The organism is Marinobacter sp. JSM 1782161, from assembly GCF_011421605.1.
GTDB classification, from domain to species: domain Bacteria; phylum Pseudomonadota; class Gammaproteobacteria; order Pseudomonadales; family Oleiphilaceae; genus Marinobacter_A; species Marinobacter_A bohaiensis.
On sequence record NZ_WSSA01000003.1, the window covers coordinates 174,357 to 201,325 of the forward strand.

Here is a 26,969-nt window from a genome sequence, read left to right on the forward strand (position 1 = left end):
TCAAAGTGCAAGGCCAATGTAACAGGATGGATACATTGGATGACGCCGGCGTCACTCGGGGTTGCGGGGCAGGAACAGGCTCAGTCGCAGACCGCGCCGCTCACGGTTGGACGCCTCGACGTCGCCGCCGTGGGCGTGGGCGATGGCCCGGGCGATCCCCAGGCCCAGGCCTTCCCCCGGGGCGCAGGGCGTGGCCCGGTAGTACGGCTCGAAGATCTTGTTGAGCAGCTCGGGGTCCAGGCCCGGCCCCTCGTCCTCGAAATGCAGGATCAGCTCCGACGGGGAGTCCTCGATACGGATGGTCACCCGCTCGCCGTACTTCAGGGCATTATCGAAAAGGTTGCCAATGCAGCGGCGCAGAGCCAGCGGTTTGCAGCGATATCGGCGCAGCGGGCGGCCGTTGATGGTGACTTTACCCGGCGTACCGGCGGCGGGCTCCGTGACCTGATCGATCAGCGCCATGACGTCGACCGATTCCATATTCTCGTAAATGTCGTTGTCCTTGACCGACTGCAACGCGCTTTTTACCAGCAGGTCGAGCTCCTGCAGATCCTTCTCGAACTTGGCCTGCAACGTCTCGTCTTCAAGCAGTTCGGCGCGCAGGCGCAGGCGGGTAATCGGCGTTTTCAGGTCGTGTGAGACGGAGGTGAACAGCTGCTCGCGGTCTTTCAGGTAGCGCCGGATCCGGTCGCGGAACGTGTTGAAGGCGCGGGTCACATCCACCACCTCGCTGCTGCCCCACTCCGGCACCGGCGGCCGGTCGTCGTCGAACGGCATCTCCCGCGCGGCCCGCGCCAGACGCCGCAGCGGGCGGGTCTGCCAGCGCACCATCAGGGCGATGAAGCTGAGCAGGAAGATGGTCAGCAGGACGATGAAAAACAGTTGCTGGCGCGGCAGTGCCGTGTCCTCCAGGGAGACGTAGGGGGCCGGCAGCGGCGACGCCAGGTAAAGCCATTCCTGCGGTGCGATCTCGATCTGGGTCACCAGCACCGGCGGGTTGATCGGGTCCAGGTTGAGCGCGTAGTTGGCCCAGGACGGCGGCAGGTCGGTGATCTTCATCTGGCTGTTGAGGATGCGCAGATCCTGCTGGGCCACGAACTCCACCCGGATCGGCAGGTTCTGGCCCAGCCGCTCGTGCAGCACGTCGCTGACAGCTTGGACCACCCGGGTCTTGCGATCGGTTTCCGGCAGCGCCTTGAGGGGGATTTCCATCTCGTTGAGGGACACGAAGAAGCGGGTCCCCCCCATGTTACGCAGCTGATCCAGCACGATGTGCCGGTATTCCAGCGGCAACGACTTGAAGAAGCGCACGGTCGCGGCCGCCGAGTACGCCAGGTTACGGCTGCTGTTCACCAGCCCCTGGTTCTCCTGGGCGCGAAACGTGGTGTACCAGAAGGTCGTCGAGATGCCCTGCGCCAACAGCACCGCCAGCAGTGTCAGCAGCAGCATCCGCGTGAGCAGCGAGCGGGGGCGATACCGGTCCAGCCAGGCGAGCGCTTTACTCGTTTTCATAACTGACGGTTGCGGTGAGCATGTAGCCCGCCCCGCGCACGGTCCGGATCAGCTTGGGATCGCGCCCCTTGTCCCCCAGGCGATGACGCAGGCGGCTGACCGCCACATCCACCACACGGTCCAACGGATCCGCCTCCCGCCCACGGGTTACGCCGGCAATGGTGTCCCGGTCAAGGATGCTGTTGGCGTGATCCACGAACAGCTTGAGCAGCGCGAAATCGGCCCCTGACAAGGCAATCCGCTCGCCGTGCTGGTCGTTGAGCTCGTGGGTCTGGCAATCCAGCCGCCACTGGCCAAAACGCACGTAACGCCGGAAGCCCTGCTGGCTGAGCTGGGAGCGCCGCAACAGGGCCTTGATCCGCGCCTGCAGTTCGCGCGCGCTGAAGGGTTTGGCGATGTAGTCGTCGGCGCCCAGCTCCAGGCCGATCACCTTGTCCGCCTCATCGGAGCTGGCGGTGAGCATGATGATGGGCAGCGCGAAGTGATCGCGCACCCAGCGGCACAGCGTGAACCCGTCGTCGCCGGGCAGCATGATGTCGAGGATCAGCACATCCGGCAGGCACTCATCCATCGCCGCACGCATGGCATCGCCGTCGGCCGCCATACGCACGTGATAGCCCGCCTTGCCAAGAAAGGTCTGCAGGAGTTCGCAGATGTCTTCGTCGTCGTCGACGACCAGAACCGAGTGGGTGACTGCTGTCATCGGGAAAAGCCAATCGTGTCGTTTCTTTTTGTGGGGATCACGGTATCCGGAACCGAATCCGAACGCAGTCCAACACTATGTCCGTTCAGGTTCGACCTGTCCAGACAGCAGACTGACTTGAAAAACGGGAAGGCTGAAGTGAGGGCCGCAGAAACAACAAAGCCCGGACCTTTCGGCTCCGGGCTTTGTTGTCGAATGATTTGGTCGGGACGGCAGGATTTGAACCTGATTTTTAGGGATGGCTCGACATACAGAGCCATGAAAATCAGCACTTTAGTGTCGTAGCGTGTCGTCGAATTGATACGTTTGGGACAAAAATTGGGACACAGGGGGAAATGCAGTGCTAGTCAAAACCAATGAACTGGTAGGGTTGCCGCTGGATTGGGCGGTGGCTCAGATTGACCCGACGTGTAATGGCTTGGAGTGGAAGGCAAAAGCTGAAAGTCGGATTTTTGTAGGCTTCGCCATGATAGATGGGGTGATGCAGCCTTGCGCCTATTTATCTAACGGCTCCTGTCTGTCAGAGAAACTAGGAATGCGCCGGAATGGCGTTCAAGAATATTCCCCCTCCACAAACTGGAGCCAGTGCGGTCCGCTGATCTTTGACGAGATGGTGTGCATAGAGCATTTCAGACCGGAATGGGGAGATTATTTTGCTGTAGCGTGGACACAAGACTGCAGGGTGCCGCGCAAGCTGGAAGGCGCCACTCCTCTAATCGCAGTATGCCGGGCCGTTGTAGCTGCCAAGCTTGGCGATGAAGTGGAGATCCCTGACGAGCTGGTTAACCAGCCCGCCTGACCCCTACCATGTCAAGGTAGGTGCGTAACAGCGTAAGGCATTGATAAGAAAGGGGTAGACAGGAAATACGAGCGCAATAAACGCAATAGGCGCAGACTAGCGCAATCAACGACTTGCATGCTGTATATCTGGAACGGGTGTAGCGAGGGATTCGAACCCTACACCGCCGCCGGACACCGACGGACAGGCCCGGAATGACGGGCCTTCCGGTTATACTGGCAGGACTGGAACGGACGCGCGCGGGCGGGATTCTGCCCCAATTTTGCCCCAAAACGTCGGCCTATGAGATTGGGATTCCAGCCAGGTCCGCCATCGCTCCGCTGAGGTTAGATATCTCGGTGGCAGTAAGCGCGCGGTTGACCTGCACCCACCCATAGAACCGGAAGTTTGCAAACCCCTCGTAACTCGAACCGTCCAGCTCTTTCGACCCGAGAGATGGGCTGACAGACGAAGTTTCTAGCGTTGCTGTACCGCTGGTGCTCTGGGGATCTTCAGCGCCGTCGAGGTAAAGAGCGGCGGTATCGAGCGTCGACCCAGAGGTCACTGCGCCGATGACATGTGGGTCACCATCGACAAAGTCGGTCGACCCGACAGCAGCGCTTCCCTGGATCTCCAGCCGGACAGCGCCATTGCCACTATCATGTCGGATACGCCAAGACTGGCGATCCGAAATATTGCTGTCACCGACAGCGAGGTAATAGACCGTGGATCCCTGGGCGTCCAACGGAGTAAGCGCCATAAACGTGGAGCGCGCGCCATTGCCTGTTTGAATGGTACCAGCAGGAAACGACATTCGATCGTTTGAGCCATCGAAAAGGAGCCAATGGTAGGTGCCGTCCGTTTTATAGAGCGGTCGGCGAGCTGATTCGGAGATCGTCAAGTTATTACCATTGCCACTTTTGTCGTCCACCCGTGCTACAGGATCCCCATCGGAGGAAACGGCCAGGGTTCCCGCTTCATCCTGCCATAGAGTGCTCAAGTCCGACGGGTCATACCAGCCCCCGGTTTCCGAATTGGCAAACAGGTCTGCTATAGAGAACTCCCCGGCCGTGATTTGAATTTCCTCGCTAACCACTTCCGTCGACGATCCAATGTATGCCGAAACCCGGTAGTAATAGGTCTCGCCCTCCATAACGCCGCCATCATCGTATAGCTCGACATTCGGCCCAATCTCATCGTATGGGGCCGGGAGAGATTCCGCGTCCATGGGCGAGGTTGATCTATAAATTCGGTGTCCATCTTCGCCGAAATTGTTGTCGGTCCAGGTCAGTCGGATTCCCATTGTGGCCTCAAGTATTAATGGCTGACAAATTGGTGGGCGCCGTGAACGGCTTGTATTGGGCGATAAGCTGAGTTGGTGCAACCAGCAGATCGATCGTCCATGTTGCTGGTTGCCAGGAATCGTAACCATCGCGGACTGCATAGATTCGGAAAGTCACCCTGACAGTACCAGCCGGCGCGGGAGTCGATGAATCCAGGGCAATGAACGAAGAAACTGAACCGACGTCTTCCGATATGAAGCTCTCATCCATGCTGCCATCAGTGAGCTCAGCGTCGGCCTCTACTCGGTATGTGACGTTGGCCTCCGGACCAATATCGCCAAACGTGTGATCAAACACCGTACCGCTGGTTTGCTGTGTCCGATCCCGGTGCGTCCAGGTCAGTTCAACAGCGCCGTTCGGGCTGTAAATCGCAGGATAGCTCAGCCCGTCTATTCTGAAGTCACCGGGCGGATACGGCCGGATCGCCCGGGAATCCATCGATACTGAGTCTATGGGTGCGTCCAAAGAGGAGAGCAAGGCACCCCCAGTGGCGGTCAGCATCTTGGCTTCTACACTTTCAGACGCAGCATATTCGATTTCGTCGGAGCCAAAGAAATCCCCCCAGAAGACCATAGCTTCTGGAGACGATCCGCCAGAGTGTAAAGCTGGCACCGTGTCGAGGACTCCCCGACCTACGGTGATCTCGTAGCCTGAGGAGGTGCTTTCAACGCTATCAACGCGCACAAGCTCGTCACCAATACTGGCGATACTCCCCTCTTCCACCTCATCGAGATCCTTATGGTCAATGAGAGAGAACGCCGTGTCGGTCGGGCCGATGTCATCGACGATATATCCGAACGGGCTGAAATCGAGAGTGTCCTGCTCTTGGTAGCCCGCACCGGAATCGGTGAACAGCAGCGCATTTATCTCGTTGCTTTGCCGTCCAGCAGCAGCCAGGGTGAATCCGGCATCCGGACTTTCCGCCAGCAAGGCATCCGCGGCAGCCTGGCCCTGGTCAACGACCAACTCATAGTATGGAAGCTCTTCAAAGATGCGGGGTTGGGCGGGTTCAGGCTCATTAGCTGCAGGATCAACCCACAGATCATCCTCTGGCGGCGACACAATGGCGGTGTCGGGAGTAGCGAAAACATCCTCTACCGCAGTGATCCTGACGGCGTTATCTCGACCATCCCCGAACTGGATACTCTGAACCCGCATGATTACAGAATCGATGTCCAGGTCTGGCCAATCCAGAATGAACGGCTCACCGATATTCAGGTCAGCCGCAATTCTGGTGGCTTCTATGTCGCATGACAGGAGGTCGGACGACAGAGATTTCAGATCCCGGAGAGCAATTCGAGACGCCAGGCCCTGGTTAGTGAACCCGCCATAGTCCAAGGTGGTGGATACGACCGCCCCCTGCATTTGAATCAGAGCTTGGTCCTGAGCTGTTACGCTCGAGGTTTCGCCAGTCGTATGATCCCAGAAATTGACGGTTACCGAATTGGTGAGTTCACCGATGGCTGGCCGGGAAGCGTTGGTTATCTGGGTAACACAGGATTCGTCGAGCACCAACAAATCCGATTCGGAATAGTCGTCGCGAACCAGCTTTAGATGAAATGTCCCGGTCTTCCGGTCAACATAGAGGCTGCCATCAATGTGGCGCAAAACCTCGGAAATGAAGTCCTGAATCTCGGACTCCCGACTCCACATCAAACTCATCCCCATCGACTCGTTGTATAGCCCGTCGGCCGCGGTAATGAATGATGCATCGTTGATGTCGGCATCCTGGTACCCCAGTCCCCAATCAGGGTCGGTCAGGCACTCGCGGATTATGTGGGCGGGATTCATATCAATCTGACCAGAGATGATCCCGCGAAGCGAATCGAGAAGGCTATCCGGGTCAGATCCGTCAAGAACAGGGACGCCGTCTTGCGGCGTGTTGTCCATGTACTCGGTGTACGTGATATCGGTGAGATCGATGTTGAACGCAAAGGCGTTCACGTTGGCAACTGAGAACAATATGTCGGCGCCATCCTGGGCGATAACGGCCTCTTCCCCCTCAGTTCCGTCTCGGTATGGCTCGCCGTCCGTTAGAAACAGAACTGTTCGGCGCGCCGTTGATGACGCGCCACCGAAAAAATCAGGGGCGTTCTCTACGCCGAGCTCAAAATCCGTCTTCGCAACAATGGTATTCAGGCTATCCACAAAGTTTTTCAGAAGCTGAATGCCTGATGAGTCAACCGAGCGACGAAGCATTGTTGACTTCGAACCGTCCCAGCCCACGATCATGATGTCGATCGACGCATAGGAAACAAACTGATTAAGATAATCGAGGAGCCGGTTTATGGCTGTCTTGGCATTATCGAGACGAGTCGTTGATCCGCTGACCACATCATTCATTGAGTCCGACGTATCGAGCGCGATGTAGATGGCATGGTTGCCGGTCAACGCGCCGATGGGCGCCTTTTCGTCATACCACTGGGCGATTCCGTTCTGTCTTGTATGGACCCGCTGTGCCCTGAAAGCCCACTTCTTGAGGTACGGGTTGTTCCCCAAATAACACTGTCGCAGAACCATGCCGACAACACCACGGTACCCGGGCAAGTCATATCCGGTGATCGACTCCAGGTAGTCGTTCGGCAGCTGGTCGGAGGCTCCCTGCTCGAAATCGATATTGCCACTGATACCGCCCTCTCGCGTACCTCCACCAAAAAGCTCAGGCTTGTCGACACTGATTCGACCGCCGGTTGAAACTCCCTCCCAGGCCTTCCTGTCATCCACCAGGATGCGGCGAACCAAATCGATCGGGCCGTAGCACAGGATCATGTGCACACCCAGGTAATACTTGTAGCCGACCGTCGTCTTCTTACTGCTGCCGCCCACGGGCTACCTCCACTACCTGCAGGGCCATCGCGTCCCCGGTGCGCTCGAACTCCGATGCCGGCAGGCCCTCGCGCAAGAACTTGTCCCAGTCCATATCGTGGCGCCGGAAGAACGCCCGGGTGCCGCGACTGCACATCTTGGCCGCGCGGATGTCGCGCATGGTCACCGTCAACTCGCTCACTTCTTACCGCCCTTCTTCTTGATGGCTACGGTCCGGAGGTCTCCATACCAGACGACGTTGGCGCTCTCGATGTCGCGGGTACCGAAGAGAACCGGGATTTCCTTTCCCTCTTCCGCCGTGGGTGCGCTGATGTCGTCCAGGCCAGAGGCAGATGCCTGGGAGTCAGCGCCAGGCGCGAGGAAGTAGGTTGCCGCCAGAGAGACGACCAGCAGTGCAATGACAGGCCACATAGCAAAGTCCTATACGATGGATGAACCGCCGAACGGGTTTTTACCGGGAATCCAGGGGAAGCCCCCGAAGTTGTTGAGGTTGTCGAACTTGTTCAGGCAGATGGCGCGGGTGTGGTCACAGCCCGGGTAGATGGTGATTGCTATCTCTCCGCTACTATCCGCCAGCGCGTTGGCCAATACCTTGGACGGGCGAATCAGGGTGAGAGCCGACCCGGCGTGCGCCGTAGCGAAGTAAAGCAGGCCCTCGGCCGTCTCGATCATGCCGCCAGCGAAATACCCGTCGGCAAATGCCGAAGCCTCGGGCACCGTCGCGGTCAGGCCCGCAAGCGAGGTCAGCGTGGCGGGCACTGCCCAGTCCGCTTTGTCGAGCCGGCAGCCTCGGCCGTACAGCGCATGCCGGCACGTCTTCTGGTATCGGGCCGTGAGCCCCGACCGGCGCATGGATGCGGACAGGGGCTCGCACTCCATGGACACGCTGTCTTCGGAAGGCTCGGTACCGGCAACTCGCCCCTTCCACCAGGTTATGAACTCGCCATCCGAGTCACCGAAGTGACCGCGGAAGATGGTCACCGACGTGACCTGTTCCGGGGAGTAGCCGAGAAACGTGGCGGCGAACTCGTTATCCCGGGGAAACTCCAGCGTCAGCGTCCCCTTATTGATGTCCTCGGTCTGCTCCACGTTGCCTGGGGTGATCGCGGCCGGCGCCCATGTCTCGCCCATCGCCGTGACCTCCCGGTCGACGTAGGTGTATCGCCACTGCTGGGTGCCGCGGACGAAAAGGAACAGCAGGAACGGGTCACCGTCCTGCACGGATTGGTCTTGGGCGGTATAGGTCACGGTATCTCGACTTCGATGCAGGGAACGGACAGGGTCACGCCGGCGGCGGCCTGGTGATTCATCTCGAACGTGTCGGAGTTAAATCGGGCACAGCGAAGGAAGCTGATTCGGTCGGTGTCTACCAGGAGCTGATTCGTGCCCAGGGCGGAATCAATGGTCAGGTCCAGGGTGGCGCGGCCGTTAATGGTCGGGCCGACGGCCAGGCCAGAGACCTGCCGGTAGTACCGGGTTCCGCCGGTGGCTTTGATCTCGATATCGAACGCAGAGGATCTGCCGACGCCGGTGATTCCCGGCAACGCATAGACGCGCACCGTGGTATCCAGACTGCCGATGTCCGCCGCCAGTTCCAGGTCCTTGCCCCAGCTCGACATCCAGAAAACCTTCTGCCGGCCCCGGCGACTGTGGAGCCACTGGCGAAGGGCCCAGGCGCCCGGCCGGGTGAACTCATGCCAACGCATGCGGAAAGCGTTGTCGGGACTCACCCGCTGCCGGATGTACCGGGGGATGCCGACGTCGTTATCAAAATCCGACAATGGCCAGGCCGTGCTTTCCGAGAAGCTGCCGGAAGCAATCACCGGGCACGTCGGCAGCACGTCATGACCGCGGTACTGATCGAAGGCGGTGTCTGCCAGGTCGCGGTTCTCGTAGACATTCATGTCCACCGAGGCACGGATAATTCCGCCAGCCTGGCGCTCCGCCGACAAGCCCTCTGGACACAGAGCGGCGCGCAGCGGAACAACCCGGGGCTGGCCGTAGTTTCCATCGACCTGATCGACTGTGATCTCGGTGTCGGTGAGCGACGTCACCGTAGCCGACTCGAACTGGTAAACGCCCTGCCAGATCATGACCTGGTCGTCCGCCAGCAGGTCGATGGTGGTGGTATCCATGGCAATAACCACCGAGGTGCCGGCGGAAATGGCCGCGGGCCTTGTGCTCTGAGGCCAGTCCGGTACCAGGAAAGATTCCGCCTCGCGCATCATCGCCCGGGCCGCCGCGTACTCCTGATCGTTCATCAGGTGATCCAGGCTGAACTCGCGCCGCGGCGCGGTGCGCAGCGCGATACGCTGTTCCCCAGCCTTGGCGCGGAAGACATCGGTGTTCCAGCGCAGGGTCTCGGCAACCTCGTCACGGGGTTTGAAAGGCCAGATCTGCATGCTATCGATTCGACAGGGTCTTGATGGTGCGCTGATTGCGCTTAACCACGTTCATGATCTCCTGCTCACCGGCAGATGACCCCATGAACTCCCGGATCTCGTCCGGATCAGTGGTGTTGAGGATGCGAAGCCGAACGCCGCCACCGTTGGCGCCGTCATTGGTTTGCATCCCCTGCTGGACACGCTCCAAAGTGTCGTCCAGCTTGGCACTGGTTTTTGCGGGAGTGACACGTTCACCTTCCTCAAGCAGCCACGTCCCAGTTTTAGGTATTGATTCAATGCCCTCGTGCGCCATACCCGTAAGTGCGAGAGTTTCGGAAAGAGCATACGCCCCCGTCATGCCGGCGATGGCCGGGGCTGAATTGGCGCCGAAGCTGGCTAGAGAAACCGCAGCAGCAGCAGGAGCATAGGCAGACGCGATACTGGCTCCTGTAGCTGCAGCACTTGCTACGGCAGCAGCCTGGCCACTCTCGCTGATCGCTGTACGGATGGACTCGTTCACCAACCACTGAGCCGCAACTTGGCCTAGCGCATTAACCAGCGACCTTGAAATTTCCTCAGCAATTCCATATACCGCATCGCCCAGAGACTCCGCATCGAATACCATGGACTCGAAAGCATCGCCGAAACGGGACGTTAGGCTTTCCAATACATCGCCGGCCAGCTCGTCGAAATCGTTAAGGCTCCTGTCCGCGGCCGCCAAATAGTTTTCCCAGAAACTGGCATTAAGCTCATTAATTTCCTGGTTCTTCTCTGCCTCAAGTTTCTTGAGAAGATCTGCTTTCTCCTGCTCAGTTTTGTTAGTGCTATCCAGAATGATCTCGCGCCGCCGCTCATACGAGTCCCGGATAGCCTCCTCCTGAGAACGAAGTGATTCTTCTATTTGGGTCGCTTGGTCATTGATTCTGGCTTGCTCTTCAGCGGCCTCTTTCTGGGCTTCCACCTGATCTTCATATGCGGAGATGGTTTTTAGAATAGCGGCGGCGTGTTCTAGCTGCGCCGGCGTGGCCCCTTCCAATTCGAGACGGTATAACTTCGCTTCATCCTCAGTCAGACCCAGCGTGTCCGCTTGAAGCTGAAGAGCGGAAATCTCTTTGTTGATTGCCTCCAAAGTCTGCCGATTCTTTAGATTTTCTTTACTCTTGGACAGTCGGTCCAACTCGTCTTGCCGGTCACCGAGAGCATCGAAATAGTCTGAGAGGGCGTCCCCTTCCGACTCCAACTGCTCGAGCCTGGCGCGCATAACCGAGGCTTGTGATGTCGATCCACCTGGCCGCCCCTGGTTGGTTATGTTCTGTAGGCGCTCTGTTTCCTCAAGTTTTTCAAGCTCCTTTCGAAGCTTGTATGCCTCTGTACGCCTTTCCACCAGTTGATTCGCAACATCGGTTCGCTTGCTCTCCAGCTCAGCCTTGGTGAAATCCGTGAGAGCCCGTGTCGAGGCATCAATATCTTTCTCCAACTCCGTTGCAGCCCGAGAGGTGGTGAATAACTCATCTCTGAATTCATAGATCGCGCCGGCAGCCAGTATCGCAATACCTGCAGGGCCGCCAAGAAGAGCCATAGACGCGCTCAAGCCTTTCGTGGCCGCAGACAGCGCTGCCGTGGAAACGGCTGCCGTCTTGCTAACCCCGGCCATCCGAGCAAGAGAAGATTGATACCGCAAGTTTTCAACACTTCCAGCAGCGAACGATGCCGTTAAAGTCGCTACTGGTGTGATGAGTCGTCCACCAATGGACGCGGCGGCAACCAATGCAGCCTCGTCGATATAAGAAAGGCCATCGATTACCGCGGAAATCGCCTGGTCGAATGCCGGATCGGAAAGAACATCGCGCAGCCCGCCAGCGCCTTCGGTCGACTCAATAAGGGTATCGGTGAGATCTTGCAGGTGAGGGGCTAATTCGGCGGCGAGAATGTCGCCCATGGATTTCGCAACTTCAGTCAGCTGGTCAAACTCGCCGGCAAAATCTTCGAGGCGCTGAATTTCGATATCGGACAGCACAATGCCGAGCTTGTCCGCCTCGTCCGAAATTTCGGCAAATCGACGCCCACCATTCTGGAGAAGTGGAATCAGCCGTGTTGCATCATCGGCCACGGCCTCCATGTAGAATGTCATTTCCTGCTGGGACAGCCCGGCTTCCTGCAAAGATTCGATGTACAGGCCCAGGGCTTGCGGCCCGGACAGGCGAGCGAACTGATCAGCGGTCACCCCTACTTTGGGCGCGATGTTCTCGAAGAAATCGGCCATCTCGCCGCCGCCGGTGCTGATAAAATCACCAACCCGGTCGTTTACGTCCTTTAGAATGTCCGCCAGCTTATCCTGCTCCACGCCAACTGAAAGCGCTGCATAGGAAAGCTTCTGAAACTCCTCGGTCGAGGTGTTAGCCAAGGTGGATAGGTTCTTTATCTCGCGCGCGTTCTGAGCAGCGTTAGAGGTGAATGCAACAACCCCGCCAGCGGCAGCCGTTGCCGCGGCGCTGATTCCCGCAAAAGCCTTTGATGTCTTGGCGACATCATCCCGGACTTGGCTCATGTCCTTTTTGGCTTGCCTGGCAGCTTTGTCCAGAGGCTCCGTGAACCCACCAATCTTAGCGACCAGATCGAGCGTAAGTACCCCTAAGCTCCTGTTTGCCATGACGTCTCCTAAACTAGCCGAGCAATACCAAAAAGAAGCGCGCCTACGAATAATCCAGACGCAGCAATAAGGGCGGCTACTGAAAGCATCAGTCCGGCCCGGTCAGCACCTTTTGGTGTCATGCTTCCTCCAATACGAAGTCGCGTTCGCGGACCTCTACCGTTATAATTCACGAATGATTCGCTCCTTGATTGTCCCAAGGGGTGGATACTAAAAACCCCGGGGAGCTGCCACTCACCGGGGTTTTGATTTTTTCCGGGTATAAAAAAACCCGGCCGTGGCCGGGTTCTCGGGTTCATTTCGGGCTGCAAAGTGGCGGCACCGTTATCGCGCCCCCACTCGTTGCAAGTAATTCGATTCAAGCCTCGAGCCGATAGTGCGTCGCAGATCTTTGTGGGCCGGCCGCGCTTCATTTAGGTGGTCCCAGACGCGAAGTAACGGCTTGGAATCCAGCGCCCTCGCCGCTGCATACAAACTTTGCAGTTCCTGGCAGGCCCGCTCGTAATGGATCATGAGCACGTAAAGGCGAGTCCCCGCAGAGCTATCCAACTCAACACCTTGAGACGAGGTTTCAGCTTGGATTAGCTCGCCCTCGATAGGCTCGCAATGCAGGAACTCGCAAAGTTCTTGATAGCGATCTGCCGGCACGTCTTTGTATGTGCCGACCTGAAACTGGTCCTTGATGGACCCGTAGACTGTACGGTAGCTATTGCCAGGAACATGAGCCAACTCGCTCACTCGTTTCTGAACATGCCGTTGCTGGGGCGGAGTCAGGCGAGCGGTTGGTGTGCCGTAAATCTTCTCCGCCATTTCATTGAAGGCGTTGATGTAGGCCTCTTTGATCTGGGCGGCCTTTTTCCCAGTGAAGCCCATCACCAGGAACATGAAGCCGTCCTTGGTCATCTCGTAAACTTTGGATTTTCGTTTGGCCCCCTTCCCAATGGCTATTTCTTGATCATGAACCGAAAAATTGGCTGATGAAAAATTTTCAGAACAATCAAGTCCTTGTATTTTCTCTAGAACATACGCGTGGCGCCTTCCAAATACCTCGGCAACCTTTACGGATGTGGTAAGTGGCTGATTATGATGAACGACGATAAGGTCGTTTGAAGTGAGTGCGATTGTCATGATTCCGTCCTACGTGTTTTTTGAGAGGTGTCGGGAGGCTCAAAACCCCACGTAGAGGGCGGACGGTATTTCCCCGAAGGGTTTTTTATTTCCATCCCCTCCCGACATAAACCGGAGGAATCAGACGCACTATGGGCGCAAAAAAACCGCCAGCTGTCGGGGGCAGTGTACCGCTACGTGAGGAGTTTTGAGGCTCCGCAAGGCGGATTATGTACCGACAGTTGGCGGTTAGCAAGATACAACAATCCGTTGGCGCTTCTACCCCGATTTTTACGGGCAAGAAATCTTTAGGATCTGGGCCTTCTGTGAGTCGCTAAGATTACCTGTCCGTATCAGACAGATTGTATTGCCTCACCGTTTTGTCTTCGTTAAAAACGACAGCTAAAACCTGCTGTTCCATTCCCGCGCCGAATGGACCGACGAAAATGTGCATCCAAGTTGCGGTAAGCATGCCGTTCTGGTTATAGCCCTGTGAAATAGGGTTTCCAAACATTGACTCCATTTCGGAATATGTCGTCACACCAGGGGTTATTTTATCGACCTCAGAGCGCTCGATCTTTGCTCCTGACGATGCGCAGCCAACCAAAAATAGCAGCGAGAATACCAATGAGAACGCGATCTTCATGTCAGCTCCTTCTGTTGTTGGAAGGCCTGAATGTAGCAACGCTATACCCACTTTTCCATGGCCTCGTCCAGTGAGATGGGCGGCTCATCCTGATGATCCATGAAATCGAATATCCTGAACGGCTCAGCTCCCTTCTTGCGGTTTCGATTTGAGTAAATCGTGGCAAGCAAAGCGGTTCCGCGTTCGATTCGCATGCCCAGATTAAGAGTCCCGCGCTTGCGCCGGTACTTCAGCCAAGCAAGGAACTCCGGATAGCTGATCCGATCCTGGGCTTGGGCGATGGTATGGCCGCCTATCCCGTTGAGAACGAGTTCGTGCCAAACCTCGTCCTCTTCGGTCAGCTCTCCGTCTTTCCCTCGCCGTTAACCTCTCCAATGGCTGTAAGCAACGCCATGGTTAGGTTTCCATCAAGCGGACCGCGGTTCGGGTCGGCGTCACCAGTAATGTCCTCAGGGGTGAGAACATCATTGCCGTGCTCATCGCAGATGCAACTGGCGATGCGCCCGGCCGTGATATCGCCTTTTTTATTCACCGCTTTTAGATCCGACATGGCCGACCTATAGGAGAGTCGGCGGACATAGACGGTCAGAGCATGCTCTTGGCCGCCCTGCTTCCAGGTGATCTCTTTCTCGACCGGGGCGCCGGTGAAGGCGCCCATTTCAGTGAGTGAATCGATGCTCAGGTTCATGTAGTTACCTTGGGAATCCACTGGGAGCCGCCGGAACGCTGGATAGTGGCCGACGTGGCGACGACTGCGTTTTGCTGGAAATCGAACGGGAAGTCCGACATGTAGCCCTCGAAAACGAACCAGGTGCGGTTGTCCGGCAGATCGAAGTCGTCGTCGCTGGACACGCCCGGGTAACCGGAAGGATCCGGCGCGCCGTCGGCATCCTTCGGGCCGTCGGACCAACCAATGGCCCATTTGAGGACCGGACTGGGGTTGGCGTTGGCCAGGTCATGGAGCGTGACGTGGCTGGCGTTTTCGGGGTCGGCATTCAGGCCCAGAGTGGCCTGGCCGGGCGTACGGAGACCCGCCTTGTAGCTGCGGTCGCTGTCCTCCAGACAGGTGTCCTCCACCTGATCCGCCGGGTTGCCGCCAGGGTTGAAACTGGTGGCGCACTCGACCCGGACCACGCCGACCGACGCGGCATCCGGATTCAGGAAGAACACTTGGGTGCCCTGTGTCAGCTTGCTCATTGCTCAGTCCTCTCGATGGGAACGTGCCGCCTCACGGCGGGATTGGGGATAAAGGTGTGCCCTATCGGAGCGTCATCGCGACGAGTCCAGGGCACAAAAAAGCCCGCACGCGGCGGGCTTAAAACCGGATTCTTTGACTAGAGCTTTTGCAAAGGCTCTACGACATATCTTCTGAAACCTGTTTGATCAGGGCTGTAGATGATTGCGTTATTTTGGCTCTTTCGCTTTGCATGATAATGCTTCCACTCAAGGCGTTCGGCTTCACGCTCAAGCCACTCTTCATCATCTGACCACCCGATCAGCTCGTACTGCCCCCAGTCGGGCAACGACTCCTTTAGCACATAAATCGTCTTCATCGCAGGGCTATCTCTGTACCCACCACTCGATATCGAACGAGTAGCGGTAATGGTTCGTGTCGTCGTCCCGGCTCTCCCCCCGCCAGGCGACGATGTGGGCATGGCCTTGGATCGCATCACGCAGCGCGCGGGCCACTTCCCGGGCACCGGCCACGTCATCGGCGTAGACGTCCACCTGCAGCATGACGCTGTCGATGTCCGGGGCCTGGCCGAGGAAGTTTTCAGGCTGACCGCCGACGATCTGCCACACGGCATAGGGCAACGCGACGTCCTGCGAGGCCTCGCCGAACGGGAACAGCCGGGTTGGGCCGGTGCCGAGCAGCGCTGTTACTGCGGCATTGGCGGCGCAGACTTGGAAAATGGGAGGTGTCATCCGGATGCCTTCCTGTTCGCCCGCCGGATCGCCCGGACCAGGGCCTTCTCATACTGATCGGCGAATTCGTTGATGATGGCGCCGGCCGCTTGGTCCATGGCGGGTCGCATGAACGGCTGTGCCCGCGCCCGCTCCGTCCCGAACTCCAGGTGGCGCCAGTGGCGGGTGTCGCCTCCCGGAAGGGTGGACAACGCGGATGCGCTCTTGCTGCCGCCGGCGCCGCCCATGATCCCTACCCGGAATGCCAGGTTACCGGTTCGCTTGAAGGTTCGGCCGGACCAGCGCTCGGCCACGTTCTCGGAGATGTCCGCAGCGCTCTGAGGATCATCCAGGCGCTTGGCGTTCTGCTGTACCTGGCGCTTCAGGACCTGGGCAGCCTTTCGCAGCGCGAACCGGCCGCCCCGGCGCTTCATGTCGTAGGTGGCGGCGTCCAGCTTGGATTGCAGGCTGTCGAGGCCGATCAGGCTGAATTCAACGCCGTCTGCCATAGCTTCGGTACCCACGGTAGATCTACGCCCCATGGCCGGGGCTTCCCATGAAAACAGACGATATCGGCGCGGGGCGGCACTCGCCGCCGGCAGTGCACCTTGTAGCTGACCACCCGATCAGGCAGCAGATCCTGCCACCGGGCCGGGCTCAGGACCTCGCCCAGGAACCCCTGGTCACCGATGCCGCCCCTTCCCCGCTTCCGGGCCATGTGCCCGGCCGGGTCCGCCAGCCATCGATCCCACACCGCGGCTTTGTCCGCCTCGGCGATGTACATCAGGCCGCTGGCCGGCCGGTCTGGCCAGTAGAAGTCGCTCAGCATGGTGGTCTGGCCCACAGCCTCGAACTCGGACAGGTCACCGATGACCACGGTGTCCAGGTCGATGTACAGCAGATCCCCCGGGATGGCCCCGGGCTCAAACAGCGCGAGCTTGGCCCACCACTTCGGCCAGGGGTGGTGCAGCGGGATCGTCTCCACCCCGGGCACCGCCACATCGCTCAGGCATTTCAGGCCGGGCACCTGCCGGGCCAGCCACTGGACATGCGCCGGCGTGTACTCGCCGCCGGAACGGAGTACGCAGATTCGTGTGACCATCAGCCCTTGTTCCAGAGTCCCGGGTCGACCCAACTGCGGGCCACGTTGTTGTCGAACTGAACGCCGAGCGCTTCGAAGGCCGGGATCACCCGGCGGAAGTCGCCGGCCACGAACTCATCCGGCCAGACCTCAATGGCGCTGGGGATCTCCGCCATCCGGCGCCAGGCGACGTCCACGGCCTGCGGGCGCATTGAGAAGTTGGCCCGCTCCCGGCTCTCGATGATCTTCTGTCGGTCCCGGTAGCAACAAACCACCACCGGGTCGAACTGGCTGAACAGCGGCCACCACTCGGGCCCGGCCTTCACCGCCCACTGCTCAGGGCTTCCGTGATCCGCCAGCCATTGCTCCCAGCCCGAGGCATCCCGCGGCGTGTGGTACCCGGCGCCCTTCTGCTTGATGAACTGCGTTTCGAAGAAGCCCTTGGGGTTGATCCGGCTGGCTTTCATGCAGGGGCCGAACCACAGGCCGTGCTGGGCGAACAGGCCGGCGGTCATGCTGGTGCCGGACCGGGACGCACCGGTGATGAACAATGGCCGCATGTCAGCGCCTCCCCGCGCGTGCCGGAATGAAATCAGGTTCGGAGACCAACTGCAGCGCTTCCTCAAGATCGAGCCGAGGCCAGAACTTCAGCGCCGTTTCCCGGCTGCAGTTGATGATGTGGCAGTGGCGCAGCTGCCGGGCCATCTTCTCGAAATGGCCGTTGAACTTGGGCAGGCTGACGCAATTGCCCAGGCCGCGCGGGTGATCGCCGTGCCAGTGGCGCCGGCCGCCGGTGTACTGGCAGTCGTAGCCCAGCAGGATGATCTGGCGGGCGCCGAAGTGCTCAGCCAGGGCCATGGCCCCGGCCCCGGAGTTCTGGCCGTGCTGGAAGTCCAACTTCACCGCTCCCGGGGCGGAACCGCGCGCGACGGTGAACTTGTCGCCCTTGAAGGCCTGCGCGGCCTCGCAGTGGTATTTGCGCCACCAGGCCGAATCCATGGCGTAGAGAACGTCCGCCCAGGGCGCCATCTTGAAGGTGGTGTTGGTGACGATGACACGCCGGTCGTCGCCGGCGGTCCGCCAGCGCTTTACCCGCTCGGCGTCGGCCGCATTCAGAGAGGGGCCGGAGGCCATGCAAACCACCGTGCATCCGTGCCAGTTATTCGCCGTCATTGACGCCCTCGGTGACCGGGATGGTGACGTATTCCAGGCCGCTGTCCGGATCCTGCAGGAAGCCCGCCGGGTTATAGACCCGCCCCTTGTGGACAAGACGCATGGTGGGCTTGAGGCCTTCCCGGTAGCGGATGGTTACCCGGGCCGAGATCTCGGATTGATTGGCCTGCGACTGAAGGAACTCGCGTACGCTCAGCGGCTCAATGGCCGCCGGCACGCTCGCCCACTCGGTGACCCAGGTGGTGGTCATCGCGCCGGTTACCGGATCCTGCACTTGCTCCCGCCTCTGGATGTCGATGCGGTGGCGAAGTCTTCCTGCTGACAGAGCCATTACGCGCAAGCCGGGTCGCGGAGTGGGTAAAGCAAGGAGACAACGGATCGAGGCAGGTACCCATACCCATAGGTAATCTGGGCGGCGCCGCCAATCGGGTCTTCCACTAGGCCTTCGGGGTTTTTGTACATCTCCGCCGTCAGGATCAGGGTAGCGGCCTTCACCTGGAACGGAACGTCAGGATCGCCACTGCTATCAGTGATCACAGCCCCGGACGAATCGAAATAGGCATCCGCGACCGACTTCAAGTAGCTCACCACGGCCCCGCTGGCCGCATGGATCTTCAGGGTAATGTCGGAATCATCGGCGTCGTGATCCATCTTAAGATGATCTTTGGCCTGTTCCAGGGTAACGAGCATGGCCATCAGTATTTGCTCCCGTCAGGCATCATCTTGGTCAAATCCCGGCCGTCGCGACCCGGTCGACCGTCCTTGCCGTTCTTGCCGGGCTCTCCCTGCTTGCCCTGCCGGCCGTGCTTGACTGCCAGCCGCCAGCCATCGCTGGCGCCGGGCTTGCCGGCCGGATCATCGTCCTGGGCAATCCAGAACGACCCGCCGAACGACACGCCGTCGCCTTTCTCGTACCCGTGATCCGGCCGGTAGACGCCTCGGTCGATGACAATCGGCATAGAGAAAAGCTCGCCTGCCGCGCCGCCGCTGGAGCGCTGGACGTTAACCTTGAAGGTGCGATCGTCAACAGATGTGATATCAATTTCCTTAACGCCATCAACGATGCACTCCCAGCCGCGCATGCCGTGTGTTGTCGCGTGAGAGCGCCACAGACCACCTGCGTGGGTGGCGTAGGTGCCGCGGGGATAGGATTTATCCGGGTCGATCTCGGGCAAGATGTCGATATCCGTCGCATCGCGGCCTGGCTCGCCGTCTTTCGGCTTTTCGGCCTGTTCCATGGCTCGAGCCACAGCCTCGTCGACCATGCGCTGCACCTCCTCCACAGGGACGCTTTCCCCGGGCGGGCCTTGTTCACCTGGTTCGCCCTTTTCCCCGGGCTGCCCATCCTTGCCGGGTTCACCGTCGGCCCCGTCCTTGGGGGCGGGGTTTTCAGCCATGGCATCGGCGACCAGTTGTCGGATGACCTCCGGGTCAGCGTCTTTGCCGTCGGCGGGTTTGTCGATCAGCTCCGAGGCTTCGCGAGCGATGTCGTCCAGGGCCGGAACCTCGATCTGACTGAAAATCGACCGCAGCTCCTGGTCTCGATCGTCCAGCATCTGCTTGAACTCTTCGCGGAGGTCAGAGACAGCCTTCGACACGAAGTCCCTCAGAACCGGTGCCAGCGCTTTGGCCTGGGCCTGCAGATCACTGAGCTTCACTGGACAGCTCCTTTTCCAAGATCATGGCGAACATGCGAGCCTCATTATCTGGGTCATCGTCTGCGGGCGACTCAACAGGCGCTGGGGAACCGTTAGAACCTGTGCTGAATGGATCGTCCTGGGCATCACGGCGGGAAAGCGCCTCAAGGCTGTAGTTCTGCTGCTGCAGGTAAACCGTGTCGCCGCCGGTCAACGGCTTGAGGTTCATCCGGCGGCGCGCTTCATTCGGCGCATAGATGCCCCCTTCGACACCATCCCGAAGCGTTTTGATTTTGGTCGCCGAGTCCATCCGGAACAGGCCGTCCAGATCCATCTCGATGCGCGTTCTGTCATCGATCCCCAGGCCATCTTTCAGGGCCAATTCCATGGACTCGATATGCACCTGCAGACACTGGCTGTAATAGCCCTGGGTCAGCGCCTCGATGTTGTTGTAGGTCGGCATGTCACCGACGCCGACTTTATAGGCCGGCACGTCGAATGCGGTGCAAACCGCTTCGGCCGTCCACTTCAACTGCTCGATCAGCTGCGCATCGGTGGAATCCATGCGCATGGACTCGAATTCCAGCCCGTCACCCAGAACGGCGACACGGCCGGCATTCTCGCCGGTGTAGTTAGTTTCCCAGTGAGCCTTCAGGCGCTTGGCAGTATCGTCAGAAATCGCACCGGGCGCGGTGAGGACCCCGCTCGGTCGGGCCCCGTTGTCGAAGAAGCGCTTCGAGTCGTTCTGGATCTTGATGCCTTGGGTTGCCGCCAGGCCGGAGGCGAACAGCGGCGAGATGCCGACCAGAGGGTGGAACAGGCAGTTCATCCGGTCGTGGATGATCTCGCTGGCCGGGACGGTGACACTGGTCTCCTCCTGGCCGTTCAAGGTGTCCTGGCCGAGCTGGTAGAACACGGAACCATCCGGGGATACCAACACCTGGACACGCTCGGGGTCCAGAACGTAGAGCGCCCGCACTGTGCCGCCGGTATCCCGCTCCTTCAGGGCGTACGTGTTGCCGCGTACCAGCTTCGACGTCATCCACCATTCTTTGAACTGGATGTGGTTCTGGTATCGGTTGGGGCGAGACAGCAGCGAGGTCACGTCCTGGACGATGGTTTCCTGCCAGATGCCGTCGCTGTTCAGGCGTTGGATCGTGGGGCGCAGTTTGCCGATGTCACTGGAGATCAGGCTGATGCATGAATAGACGGCCGGATAGGCCAGCACCGAGTCGATGGTCCATTCGTCGTTGTTCTGCCAGGCGCCGGCGTAGGGCTCACGCACCCAGGGCCACCAGCCGCCACGATTGTCCACGGGCGCCATGTAGGACTTGGCGCTGAAGGCGCTGGTCAGGGCTGACAGTACGGACTTATCCGCCACGGGATACCCCACGCATGATCAGGAATGAGAATAGAAAGCAGCAGCCAGCAGCCGACAAAAGCGCCCAGGCCACTCCATAAAGCATCAGCACACCGGCGATCAGCAGGCCCGCGCCGGTCATGCCGAATAGCAGTATCCAGGTGATCGCGGCCTGCAGTACGGTGATGATCGCTTGGGAGAATCGCCGGTTCTGGGTCATTCGCTCGGCTCGGGTTTGATAAGGGCTTCGATATCGGCTTTGACGATGCGGCCGTTCTTGCCGGTACCGGTGATGGTGTTCAGGTCGACCTCATGCTTCGCCGCCAGCTCTTTCACGGCGTCGGACGCCAACGGCTCAGGCGGTTGTATCGGCGCCTGTTGCTTGGTCTGGGCCGGCGCGATTTCTCGCGTGAGGTAACGGCCAGTCGGGTCTTCGATGACTTCAGCGTGGCCGATCGCCACGAGCGCCTTGGTTTCAACATGGTTGGCCAGGAACTCTCGGCCAGCCTTGGACGGCCCGGCCTTGGCCAGGTACCGCAGTCGGATATTCTTCATGCTGCCTCCGGGTCGAGGGAGGGCCCGCCGAAGCAGGCCCTCACCGGTTCAGGGGTAAGATCAACCGATCAGGAGGCGGGCTCACCCCAGTTCACACCGGAAATCAGGGCAACCGCGGATTCGCGGCGCTTCTTCCAGTTGATCCAGCGCTCGGCACGGATCGCCACGCTGTTGGTCTGGAACATGGAAACCATGCTGGTGGCCGTGCCGCTGGAGCTGTTGTTGGTGGGGTTATCCAGCATCTGCAGGGAAGCTTCCCGGGAGGCGTCGATCACAACGTTACCGTCGTCCGCCAGCCAGACGTCGCTGGCGTTCATCAGGATCACGTAGTGACCGCTGGAGCTGGTCGGCACGTACTCGGAGACGATCACCGGCAGGCCTTCGAAACTGCCACCCATCATGGTGATTTCCGGGAACTCTTTCTGGCCCAGGGCATTGCGCATCAGGGACAGGTTCAGTGCCGTGGTGGCGGACATGATCCAGACACCGGATGCCGGCGTGATGTTGGCGGCGATGAACTTCTGCATCGCGCCACCCACGTCCACGCGGATGGCGTCAGCGTCGTTGCCGCTGGAAACCACCGGGGTAACACCGTTGGTCACGGATGCCGGGGATACGTTAGAAACCTCGACTTTGTCGGGGTCGATGAAGTCGGTATCCATACGCTCAATCAGCGCACCGGCCAGAGAGTCACGCACCAGGGCTTCAGCGGACGGGTTACTGAACCGCATCAACTCCTCGGTCAGGACCGCAATGTTCGCGACCTTGGCGTAGCCCAGATAGGCGTCGTTGAAGTCGAACTTGGTCAGCGGCTTCGGCGCACCCTGGCCAACCCAGTAACCGCTGCCGCCAGAGGTCTGACCGCGGATATGGACGTTGAACGGGATGGAGCGCAGCGCCGGAACACCTTCCGCGCCGAATTTGCCCAGGATGGTCTGCGGGCGGAGGTATTCCACGAAGTCGCCGGCAAACTGGTTGTACTCAACCAGCGGCAGCGCCCACTGGGCATCGGTGGTGGTGCCAGCCTCGACAGCAGCCTTCAGCGTGGTGTTGATGCGCTCGTTCTGCGGGAAGCGTTTCTCGGCGATTGATTTGGCCGTGGCCAGGTCGCCCTTGGCAGCACCGAGGCACATCACGTAGCGGGCGAACTCAATACCCGGTGACAGCTTCTCGGTGACCTTCGGGGTTGCCGGGCTGCGCTTCTGCATGCCGGTACGGTCGTCCACCGGCTCCGCTTTCTGCTTGTTGGTCTCCTGCAGGTCGCGGAGTCGCTTCAGGTGGTCGTCGGTGGCCTTTACCTCGTCCTGGAGCGTGTCGTACTCCTCGGTTTCGGCCGAGTCCAGGGTCCGGCCTTCATCGCCGGCCGCTTCCATGATTTCCGCCATACGGGCCGCCTTGGCCTGGCGAGTGGCTTCAAAGCCCTTGATCTGCTCTTCGATGTTCATATCACGGCCCTCCTGGGGCTTCGGTTTTGAATTCTTGCAGTCATGGAGTTTTCGGGTGAACGTGTCGTACCCGTCACCATCCACGTGTTTTAAGCCGCATTTGGTGCAGCCAACTTTTGCCGAAGCGCCGGCAGGGTTTTCCAGTCGAACAACGCTACGCTTAGTTCGGCCAGGCGCGGCCCATTGCTTGGCGTCGTAGGACTTGATGGAACTGATGGTGGCTTCCGCGTTGGCGGGGATGGTGACGGCAGAAAGCTCCAGCCAATCCCACTTCGTGAAGTGAATGCCGCCGTTGTCCATGAACATGTATTCGATGGGGCGGAAGCCGATGGAGAGGCCGCGGACCAGCTCGTGCTTGAGTGATTGCCATGCCTCATCGAGCCGGGCGGATAGCCCAGGCGGTGAATCTACCTTGGCGATCGTCCCGGTAACCTCGATGCCCTTGTCGGTCATCTTGGCCGTCAGGATCTTGCCGATGGGCGCCATCCGATCGTGCTGCCAGAGCAGCGGAATCGGCAGGTCAAACTGGGCACCGTCGGGCTCGACAATGTCATCCATCCGGTCGGTGGAAGGCGTGGTGGCGATGCCTGTGAACTCCCGCTTCTCGTCATCCAGCGCTTTGATGGTCAGGGCGCTGTAGACGCGGTCGGTCTGCTCCGCCAGCTTTTCGAGTTGCTTCGCTGGATCCATTTCGGTTCTCCATAAACGAGAAAACCCGCGCAGTGGCGGGCTTTCGGTGAGCGGTCGTCGTCAGACGAACAGCATCGTGTAATCGGGCTCTTTCTCCGGCGCTTCGGACATCGACACGCCATAGGCCATCAGCAGCGCGGCCATGTCATCGATTTTGTCCGCCGACCGCTTCTTGTCGGGCGCCATGTTCAGGTTCTGGTCCCGGCGGGCGACGATGTTGGAAGCGCACCAGTTGAGCAGCGCGTCGCCGCCGTGCGCCAGGTTGCCGCCGATGTAGTCGCGCTCCAGCGCCTGCATAGCCGGGTGGTATGACTTTGGGCCCTGGATGAACTCAATCATGGGAATTTCGGCTTCAACCAGACGGTTAACGAGGTCTGAGGCGTTCCATTTGTCATAGGCCACTTGCTGGATGTTGAAGTCCTCGAAGATCGCCTTGATGTCGTCCTCGATGACGCCGTAGTCAGTGATGTTGCCTTCCGTCTGCTTCAGCAGCCCGGTCTCTACCCAGGACTGGTATGGCACGGTCCCGCGCTCAGTGCGGTAGGCCACAGCGCTTTCAGGGGCCCAGCGCCAGCCAAACGTGTACTTCGTGCCCTCGACATCCCAGACCAGCCGGAACGAGCAGATGTCGGTAGTGGACGCCAGGTCCAGACCGCCATGGCATGGGTACTGCCGGAGCCATTCCAGATCCACGTCGGCATCGCAGGCCTGCCACTTGGTCAGGTCGATCCAGCCTTCCGCGGTCGAGGCCGGCCGGTTCAGGCGCTTGATCCGGAATTCCGCCAGCTTCGACGGCATCTGCCGCGCTTCAACCGCTTCCTTGCGGATGGCCGCCATCAAGTGCGGGTTCACATCCATCAGCGGATTGGCTTTGATCCAGGCCGACTCGTCGAACTCGTCGTCAGCCTCAATGCCGGCGGTCTTGTCTTCCTCGTCGACCGCGTAGAACACCACCAGGAAGTGGTCGGCCGTGTGCTCGAAGACGCCGGAGAGCAGCCGTTTGGCGAACATCCGGATTTCGGCCCAGGGCCCGGGGTTGGTGTAACCCTCGGTGGTCGTGTACAGCCAGAGCGGGTTGTAGCGGGCGCCGGCCGCCGAGGTCAGGACGTTCAGCAGGTCGGCGGTCTTGTGAGCGTGGATCTCGTCCAGGCCAACGTGGGACGGATTCAGACCGTCCTGAGTGCTGGCCTTGGCGTGCAGGGCCTTGAAACTGGAGTTGGTCTCGAACCGGGTGATGGACTTCGCCCAGGTCTCAAGCCCGAACGCCTCGCGCAGGTCCGGCGTCTTGTCGACCATGGCCTTGGCGACCTTGAAGATGATCGACGCCTGGTCGAACGTCGTGGCCGCGCTGATCACCTGGGCGCCCTCTTCCGGCTCGCAGCACAGACAGTAATTCAGGATTCCGGCGCTCAGCGTCGACTTGGCGTTCTTCCGTGCCACGGCGAACAGCGCTGAGGTGTACCGCCGGGGATAGAACAGCCCGTCGTCACTCCACCCCGCCACGTGGATCGGCTCGCGTTTCCGGAATCCGAAAAGCTGCACAATGAAGAAGACGTGCGATGGGTGCAGGACAATCGTGGGCGTCTCCCACTTTCCCTCGACGTGCGGCATCTTCTCGAGGAAGTCGCACGGGTCGTTCGCGTGCCAGACATCGAAGTAGAACGGGCAGCTCTTCTTCTTGGCCCGCTTCAGATCGTCGAGGAACCGCTGAGCCGCCTCCCGGATCAACCGGCCGTGCCGCTTCCGCTTTTTATCGCGAACCGCCTTGCGGGCGTAGTCCTTCGCGATCTTGACGTAGTCACGCTCCACGCTTGCCGTTGTTCCCGAATTTGTTGCCCTTCGATTTCTCCTGGCCGGCGCTGACCTTCGCCCGGCTGGCCGGTGTCATGCCGAATTCGGAGAAAAGCGCTTTCAGCGCGGTGGTTTCAGCGGCGGTCGGCTCCATTTCGGCCTTGGCCTTCCGGCGGAAGCACTGCCACTGGAAGCAGAGCTGCTCGAGGGAAAACAGGTCGACTACCTGGAGGACGCGGGCGGCGACCAGCTGGCGGCCCATGCTGTTCCACATCTCGGCGCCGTCGGCGTTCAGGTACTGTGGCGGGTCAGGGAACTGCTCGACCAGGTCATAATCTGGGGCGTCCGGTACCTCGCGATCCGGCCGATCCGTCCCAGCCAACACCTTGAGGTTCGGAGCCGTCGGCTTCCGTCCTCTTGCCACTTTTCAAACCCTCAAATTTTCAAATCTCAATTTTGACTGCGCAAAAAAAAAGCTGGGGGCGCGGTGTCAGTCGCGACCGGCCCCAAGTTTCGGACCACCCCCCGCCCTTTGTGATTCCTGCCCCGTCTTGATGCGGTCGCAGTCCTGACAGATCGTCTGCAGGTTCTCGTCGGCATCCGTTCCACCCTCGGCAGTCGGGATGCGGTGATCACACACGCCATGGCGCGGCCCATGAAGCTCGACCGGCGTCAGTCGGCCAGCATCCAGGCATATCTGGCACAGATACTTGTCACGCTCAAAGATGCGCCGGCGGCGCGTGCGCCACTTGCTGCCACCACGGCCTCGGCCCCAGCGAGTAGCACCAGGGACCTGATGCCTTGCCGTCTCCGGCGACCTCGGCTTGTGAGTGCCTGGGCGAACGGGCATCAGCGACCTCGACGCATCGAAACCTCAGCGGTCACGGTGCCGGGAACGTACTTGTGTGGATCGCGCATATCGCCGGCGCACATCCAATCGATACGGATTTCGGGAGTAAACTTGTAATCGGTGGCTGACTGGAACCGGTCCAGAGAACCGCGCACTTCCTCTACCAGCTTGTCCAAATTCTCGTTCAGATCCTTGCTCATTTGGGTGTCCCATCCATATAAGTGGCGGGTTCCCTCTCTTCGTCATCGACATGGTCGACCTCAGCCATCGCCTCAACCAGCTCCATGTTGCTGGCGGCCAGGGCGTTGATGGCCTCGGTCTGTTTCTCGATGGCGGCAACCAGAGGCCCGACGTCGGTGTGGATTTCGCAGTCGATGCCGTGCTCAGTTACGATCACCTGACAACCGGTCTCCTGCTCGAACTTCTCCGCCTGATCCATCAGCATCTTCGTGTGGCGCTCGCTCAGGATCCGCTGAGGCTTGAGCACGATGAAGGGATTTCCTGACTCGCTCACTCGCTACCTTCCTCCATTT

The 26,969-nt window shown here is 59.8% G+C and carries 32 protein-coding genes; 1 reads left to right on the forward strand and 31 read right to left on the reverse strand.

Annotation, left to right across the window (positions count from 1 at the left end):
- Positions 1-51 precede the first annotated feature (51 nt).
- Together GQB00_RS13510 and GQB00_RS13515 are read right to left on the reverse strand one after the other, a co-directional pair.
- Positions 52-1,512: an ATP-binding protein gene (locus GQB00_RS13510; RefSeq protein ID WP_165856720.1), complete on the reverse strand. Its 1,461-nt coding sequence runs from the start codon at positions 1,510-1,512 to the stop codon at positions 52-54.
- Entirely contained in the window at positions 1,499-2,215 is a 717-nt protein-coding gene (locus GQB00_RS13515) for a response regulator (RefSeq protein ID WP_165856721.1), read from the reverse strand. The genes GQB00_RS13510 and GQB00_RS13515 overlap by 14 nt, the downstream gene beginning before the upstream one ends.
- 340 nt (positions 2,216-2,555) lie before the next feature.
- Between GQB00_RS13515 and GQB00_RS13520 the strand changes: the two genes are divergently transcribed.
- Positions 2,556-3,014 carry a phage protein NinX family protein gene (locus tag GQB00_RS13520; protein WP_165856722.1) on the forward strand — a complete coding sequence of 153 codons (459 nt, stop codon included), beginning with the start codon at positions 2,556-2,558 and terminating at the stop codon, positions 3,012-3,014.
- A 280-nt stretch (positions 3,015-3,294) separates the two neighbouring features.
- Here GQB00_RS13520 and GQB00_RS13525 read toward each other — a convergent pair whose 3' ends face one another.
- The 29 genes from GQB00_RS13525 to GQB00_RS13665 form a co-directional block, all read right to left on the reverse strand.
- Positions 3,295-4,296 carry a LamG domain-containing protein gene (locus GQB00_RS13525; RefSeq protein ID WP_165856723.1) on the reverse strand — a complete coding sequence of 334 codons (1,002 nt, stop codon included), beginning with the start codon at positions 4,294-4,296 and terminating at the stop codon, positions 3,295-3,297.
- A gap of 7 nt (positions 4,297-4,303) precedes the next feature.
- Complete coding sequence (locus tag GQB00_RS13530; protein ID WP_165856724.1) at positions 4,304-7,162, reverse strand: phage tail protein; 2,859 nt, start codon at positions 7,160-7,162, stop codon at positions 4,304-4,306.
- Positions 7,146-7,343, reverse strand: a complete 198-nt coding sequence (locus tag GQB00_RS13535) for a hypothetical protein (protein ID WP_207950788.1) — start codon at positions 7,341-7,343, stop codon at positions 7,146-7,148. Before GQB00_RS13535 ends, GQB00_RS13530 begins: the two co-directional genes overlap by 17 nt.
- On the reverse strand, positions 7,340-7,573 hold the full coding sequence (locus GQB00_RS13540) for a hypothetical protein (protein WP_165856725.1): 234 nt from the start codon (positions 7,571-7,573) through the stop codon (positions 7,340-7,342). The genes GQB00_RS13535 and GQB00_RS13540 overlap by 4 nt, the downstream gene beginning before the upstream one ends.
- 9 nt (positions 7,574-7,582) lie before the next feature.
- Entirely contained in the window at positions 7,583-8,410 is an 828-nt protein-coding gene (locus GQB00_RS13545; protein WP_165856726.1) for a phage BR0599 family protein, read from the reverse strand.
- Positions 8,407-9,564, reverse strand: a complete 1,158-nt coding sequence (locus GQB00_RS13550) for a hypothetical protein (RefSeq protein ID WP_165856727.1) — start codon at positions 9,562-9,564, stop codon at positions 8,407-8,409. Before GQB00_RS13550 ends, GQB00_RS13545 begins: the two co-directional genes overlap by 4 nt.
- 1 nt (position 9,565) lies before the next feature.
- Positions 9,566-12,196: a hypothetical protein gene (locus GQB00_RS13555; protein WP_165856728.1), complete on the reverse strand. Its 2,631-nt coding sequence runs from the start codon at positions 12,194-12,196 to the stop codon at positions 9,566-9,568.
- A 324-nt stretch (positions 12,197-12,520) separates the two neighbouring features.
- The gene (locus GQB00_RS13560) at positions 12,521-13,324 is read right to left on the reverse strand and encodes a Rha family transcriptional regulator (protein WP_165856729.1); all 804 of its coding nucleotides are present in this window, start codon (positions 13,322-13,324) and stop codon (positions 12,521-12,523) included.
- Positions 13,325-13,643: 319 nt separating this feature from the next.
- Positions 13,644-13,949: an outer membrane protein assembly factor BamE domain-containing protein gene (gene bamE / locus GQB00_RS13565; RefSeq protein WP_165856730.1), complete on the reverse strand. Its 306-nt coding sequence runs from the start codon at positions 13,947-13,949 to the stop codon at positions 13,644-13,646.
- A gap of 337 nt (positions 13,950-14,286) precedes the next feature.
- On the reverse strand, positions 14,287-14,637 hold the full coding sequence (locus GQB00_RS13570) for a phage tail assembly chaperone family protein, TAC (RefSeq protein WP_165856731.1): 351 nt from the start codon (positions 14,635-14,637) through the stop codon (positions 14,287-14,289).
- Positions 14,634-15,146: a phage tail tube protein gene (locus tag GQB00_RS13575; RefSeq protein ID WP_165856732.1), complete on the reverse strand. Its 513-nt coding sequence runs from the start codon at positions 15,144-15,146 to the stop codon at positions 14,634-14,636. Before GQB00_RS13575 ends, GQB00_RS13570 begins: the two co-directional genes overlap by 4 nt.
- Before the next feature lie 137 nt (positions 15,147-15,283).
- A complete protein-coding gene (locus tag GQB00_RS13580; RefSeq protein WP_165856733.1) occupies positions 15,284-15,502 on the reverse strand; it encodes a hypothetical protein in 219 nt (72 codons plus the stop codon).
- A 7-nt stretch (positions 15,503-15,509) separates the two neighbouring features.
- The gene (locus GQB00_RS13585) at positions 15,510-15,875 is read right to left on the reverse strand and encodes a DUF3168 domain-containing protein (RefSeq protein WP_165856734.1); all 366 of its coding nucleotides are present in this window, start codon (positions 15,873-15,875) and stop codon (positions 15,510-15,512) included.
- On the reverse strand, positions 15,872-16,363 hold the full coding sequence (locus GQB00_RS13590) for an HK97-gp10 family putative phage morphogenesis protein (RefSeq protein ID WP_165856735.1): 492 nt from the start codon (positions 16,361-16,363) through the stop codon (positions 15,872-15,874). The genes GQB00_RS13585 and GQB00_RS13590 overlap by 4 nt, the downstream gene beginning before the upstream one ends.
- Complete coding sequence (locus GQB00_RS13595) at positions 16,336-16,956, reverse strand: hypothetical protein (RefSeq protein ID WP_165856736.1); 621 nt, start codon at positions 16,954-16,956, stop codon at positions 16,336-16,338. Before GQB00_RS13595 ends, GQB00_RS13590 begins: the two co-directional genes overlap by 28 nt.
- Complete coding sequence (locus GQB00_RS13600; protein ID WP_165856737.1) at positions 16,956-17,495, reverse strand: hypothetical protein; 540 nt, start codon at positions 17,493-17,495, stop codon at positions 16,956-16,958. The genes GQB00_RS13595 and GQB00_RS13600 overlap by 1 nt, the downstream gene beginning before the upstream one ends.
- 1 nt (position 17,496) lies before the next feature.
- Positions 17,497-18,069 carry a hypothetical protein gene (locus GQB00_RS21730; RefSeq protein ID WP_207950789.1) on the reverse strand — a complete coding sequence of 191 codons (573 nt, stop codon included), beginning with the start codon at positions 18,067-18,069 and terminating at the stop codon, positions 17,497-17,499.
- A gap of 25 nt (positions 18,070-18,094) precedes the next feature.
- Positions 18,095-18,439, reverse strand: coding sequence for a phage head closure protein (locus tag GQB00_RS13610; RefSeq protein ID WP_323127288.1), 345 nt, complete (start codon positions 18,437-18,439; stop codon positions 18,095-18,097).
- Complete coding sequence (locus GQB00_RS13615) at positions 18,439-18,804, reverse strand: head-tail connector protein (RefSeq protein WP_207950790.1); 366 nt, start codon at positions 18,802-18,804, stop codon at positions 18,439-18,441. The genes GQB00_RS13610 and GQB00_RS13615 overlap by 1 nt, the downstream gene beginning before the upstream one ends.
- Positions 18,804-19,766 (reverse strand): hypothetical protein, encoded by a 963-nt coding sequence (locus tag GQB00_RS13620; protein ID WP_207950791.1) that lies wholly within the window; start codon positions 19,764-19,766, stop codon positions 18,804-18,806. Before GQB00_RS13620 ends, GQB00_RS13615 begins: the two co-directional genes overlap by 1 nt.
- Positions 19,753-21,030 (reverse strand): phage portal protein, encoded by a 1,278-nt coding sequence (locus tag GQB00_RS13625; protein WP_207950792.1) that lies wholly within the window; start codon positions 21,028-21,030, stop codon positions 19,753-19,755. Before GQB00_RS13625 ends, GQB00_RS13620 begins: the two co-directional genes overlap by 14 nt.
- A gap of 85 nt (positions 21,031-21,115) precedes the next feature.
- Entirely contained in the window at positions 21,116-21,325 is a 210-nt protein-coding gene (locus tag GQB00_RS13630; protein ID WP_165856620.1) for a hypothetical protein, read from the reverse strand.
- Entirely contained in the window at positions 21,322-21,660 is a 339-nt protein-coding gene (locus tag GQB00_RS13635) for an E3 binding domain-containing protein (RefSeq protein ID WP_165856738.1), read from the reverse strand. The genes GQB00_RS13630 and GQB00_RS13635 overlap by 4 nt, the downstream gene beginning before the upstream one ends.
- A gap of 68 nt (positions 21,661-21,728) precedes the next feature.
- Positions 21,729-23,795 (reverse strand): phage major capsid protein, encoded by a 2,067-nt coding sequence (locus tag GQB00_RS13640; protein WP_165856739.1) that lies wholly within the window; start codon positions 23,793-23,795, stop codon positions 21,729-21,731.
- Between the two features lie 60 nt (positions 23,796-23,855).
- On the reverse strand, positions 23,856-25,604 hold the full coding sequence (locus tag GQB00_RS13645; protein WP_165856740.1) for a terminase large subunit: 1,749 nt from the start codon (positions 25,602-25,604) through the stop codon (positions 23,856-23,858).
- Positions 25,594-25,848 (reverse strand): hypothetical protein, encoded by a 255-nt coding sequence (locus GQB00_RS21735; protein WP_207950793.1) that lies wholly within the window; start codon positions 25,846-25,848, stop codon positions 25,594-25,596. The genes GQB00_RS13645 and GQB00_RS21735 overlap by 11 nt, the downstream gene beginning before the upstream one ends.
- Positions 25,849-26,076: 228 nt before the next feature.
- Complete coding sequence (locus GQB00_RS22155; protein WP_165856742.1) at positions 26,077-26,436, reverse strand: HNH endonuclease; 360 nt, start codon at positions 26,434-26,436, stop codon at positions 26,077-26,079.
- Positions 26,436-26,636, reverse strand: a complete 201-nt coding sequence (locus GQB00_RS13660) for a hypothetical protein (RefSeq protein WP_165856743.1) — start codon at positions 26,634-26,636, stop codon at positions 26,436-26,438. The genes GQB00_RS22155 and GQB00_RS13660 overlap by 1 nt, the downstream gene beginning before the upstream one ends.
- The gene (locus GQB00_RS13665; RefSeq protein ID WP_165856744.1) at positions 26,633-26,950 is read right to left on the reverse strand and encodes a hypothetical protein; all 318 of its coding nucleotides are present in this window, start codon (positions 26,948-26,950) and stop codon (positions 26,633-26,635) included. The genes GQB00_RS13660 and GQB00_RS13665 overlap by 4 nt, the downstream gene beginning before the upstream one ends.
- Between the last annotated feature and the right edge of the window lie 19 nt (positions 26,951-26,969).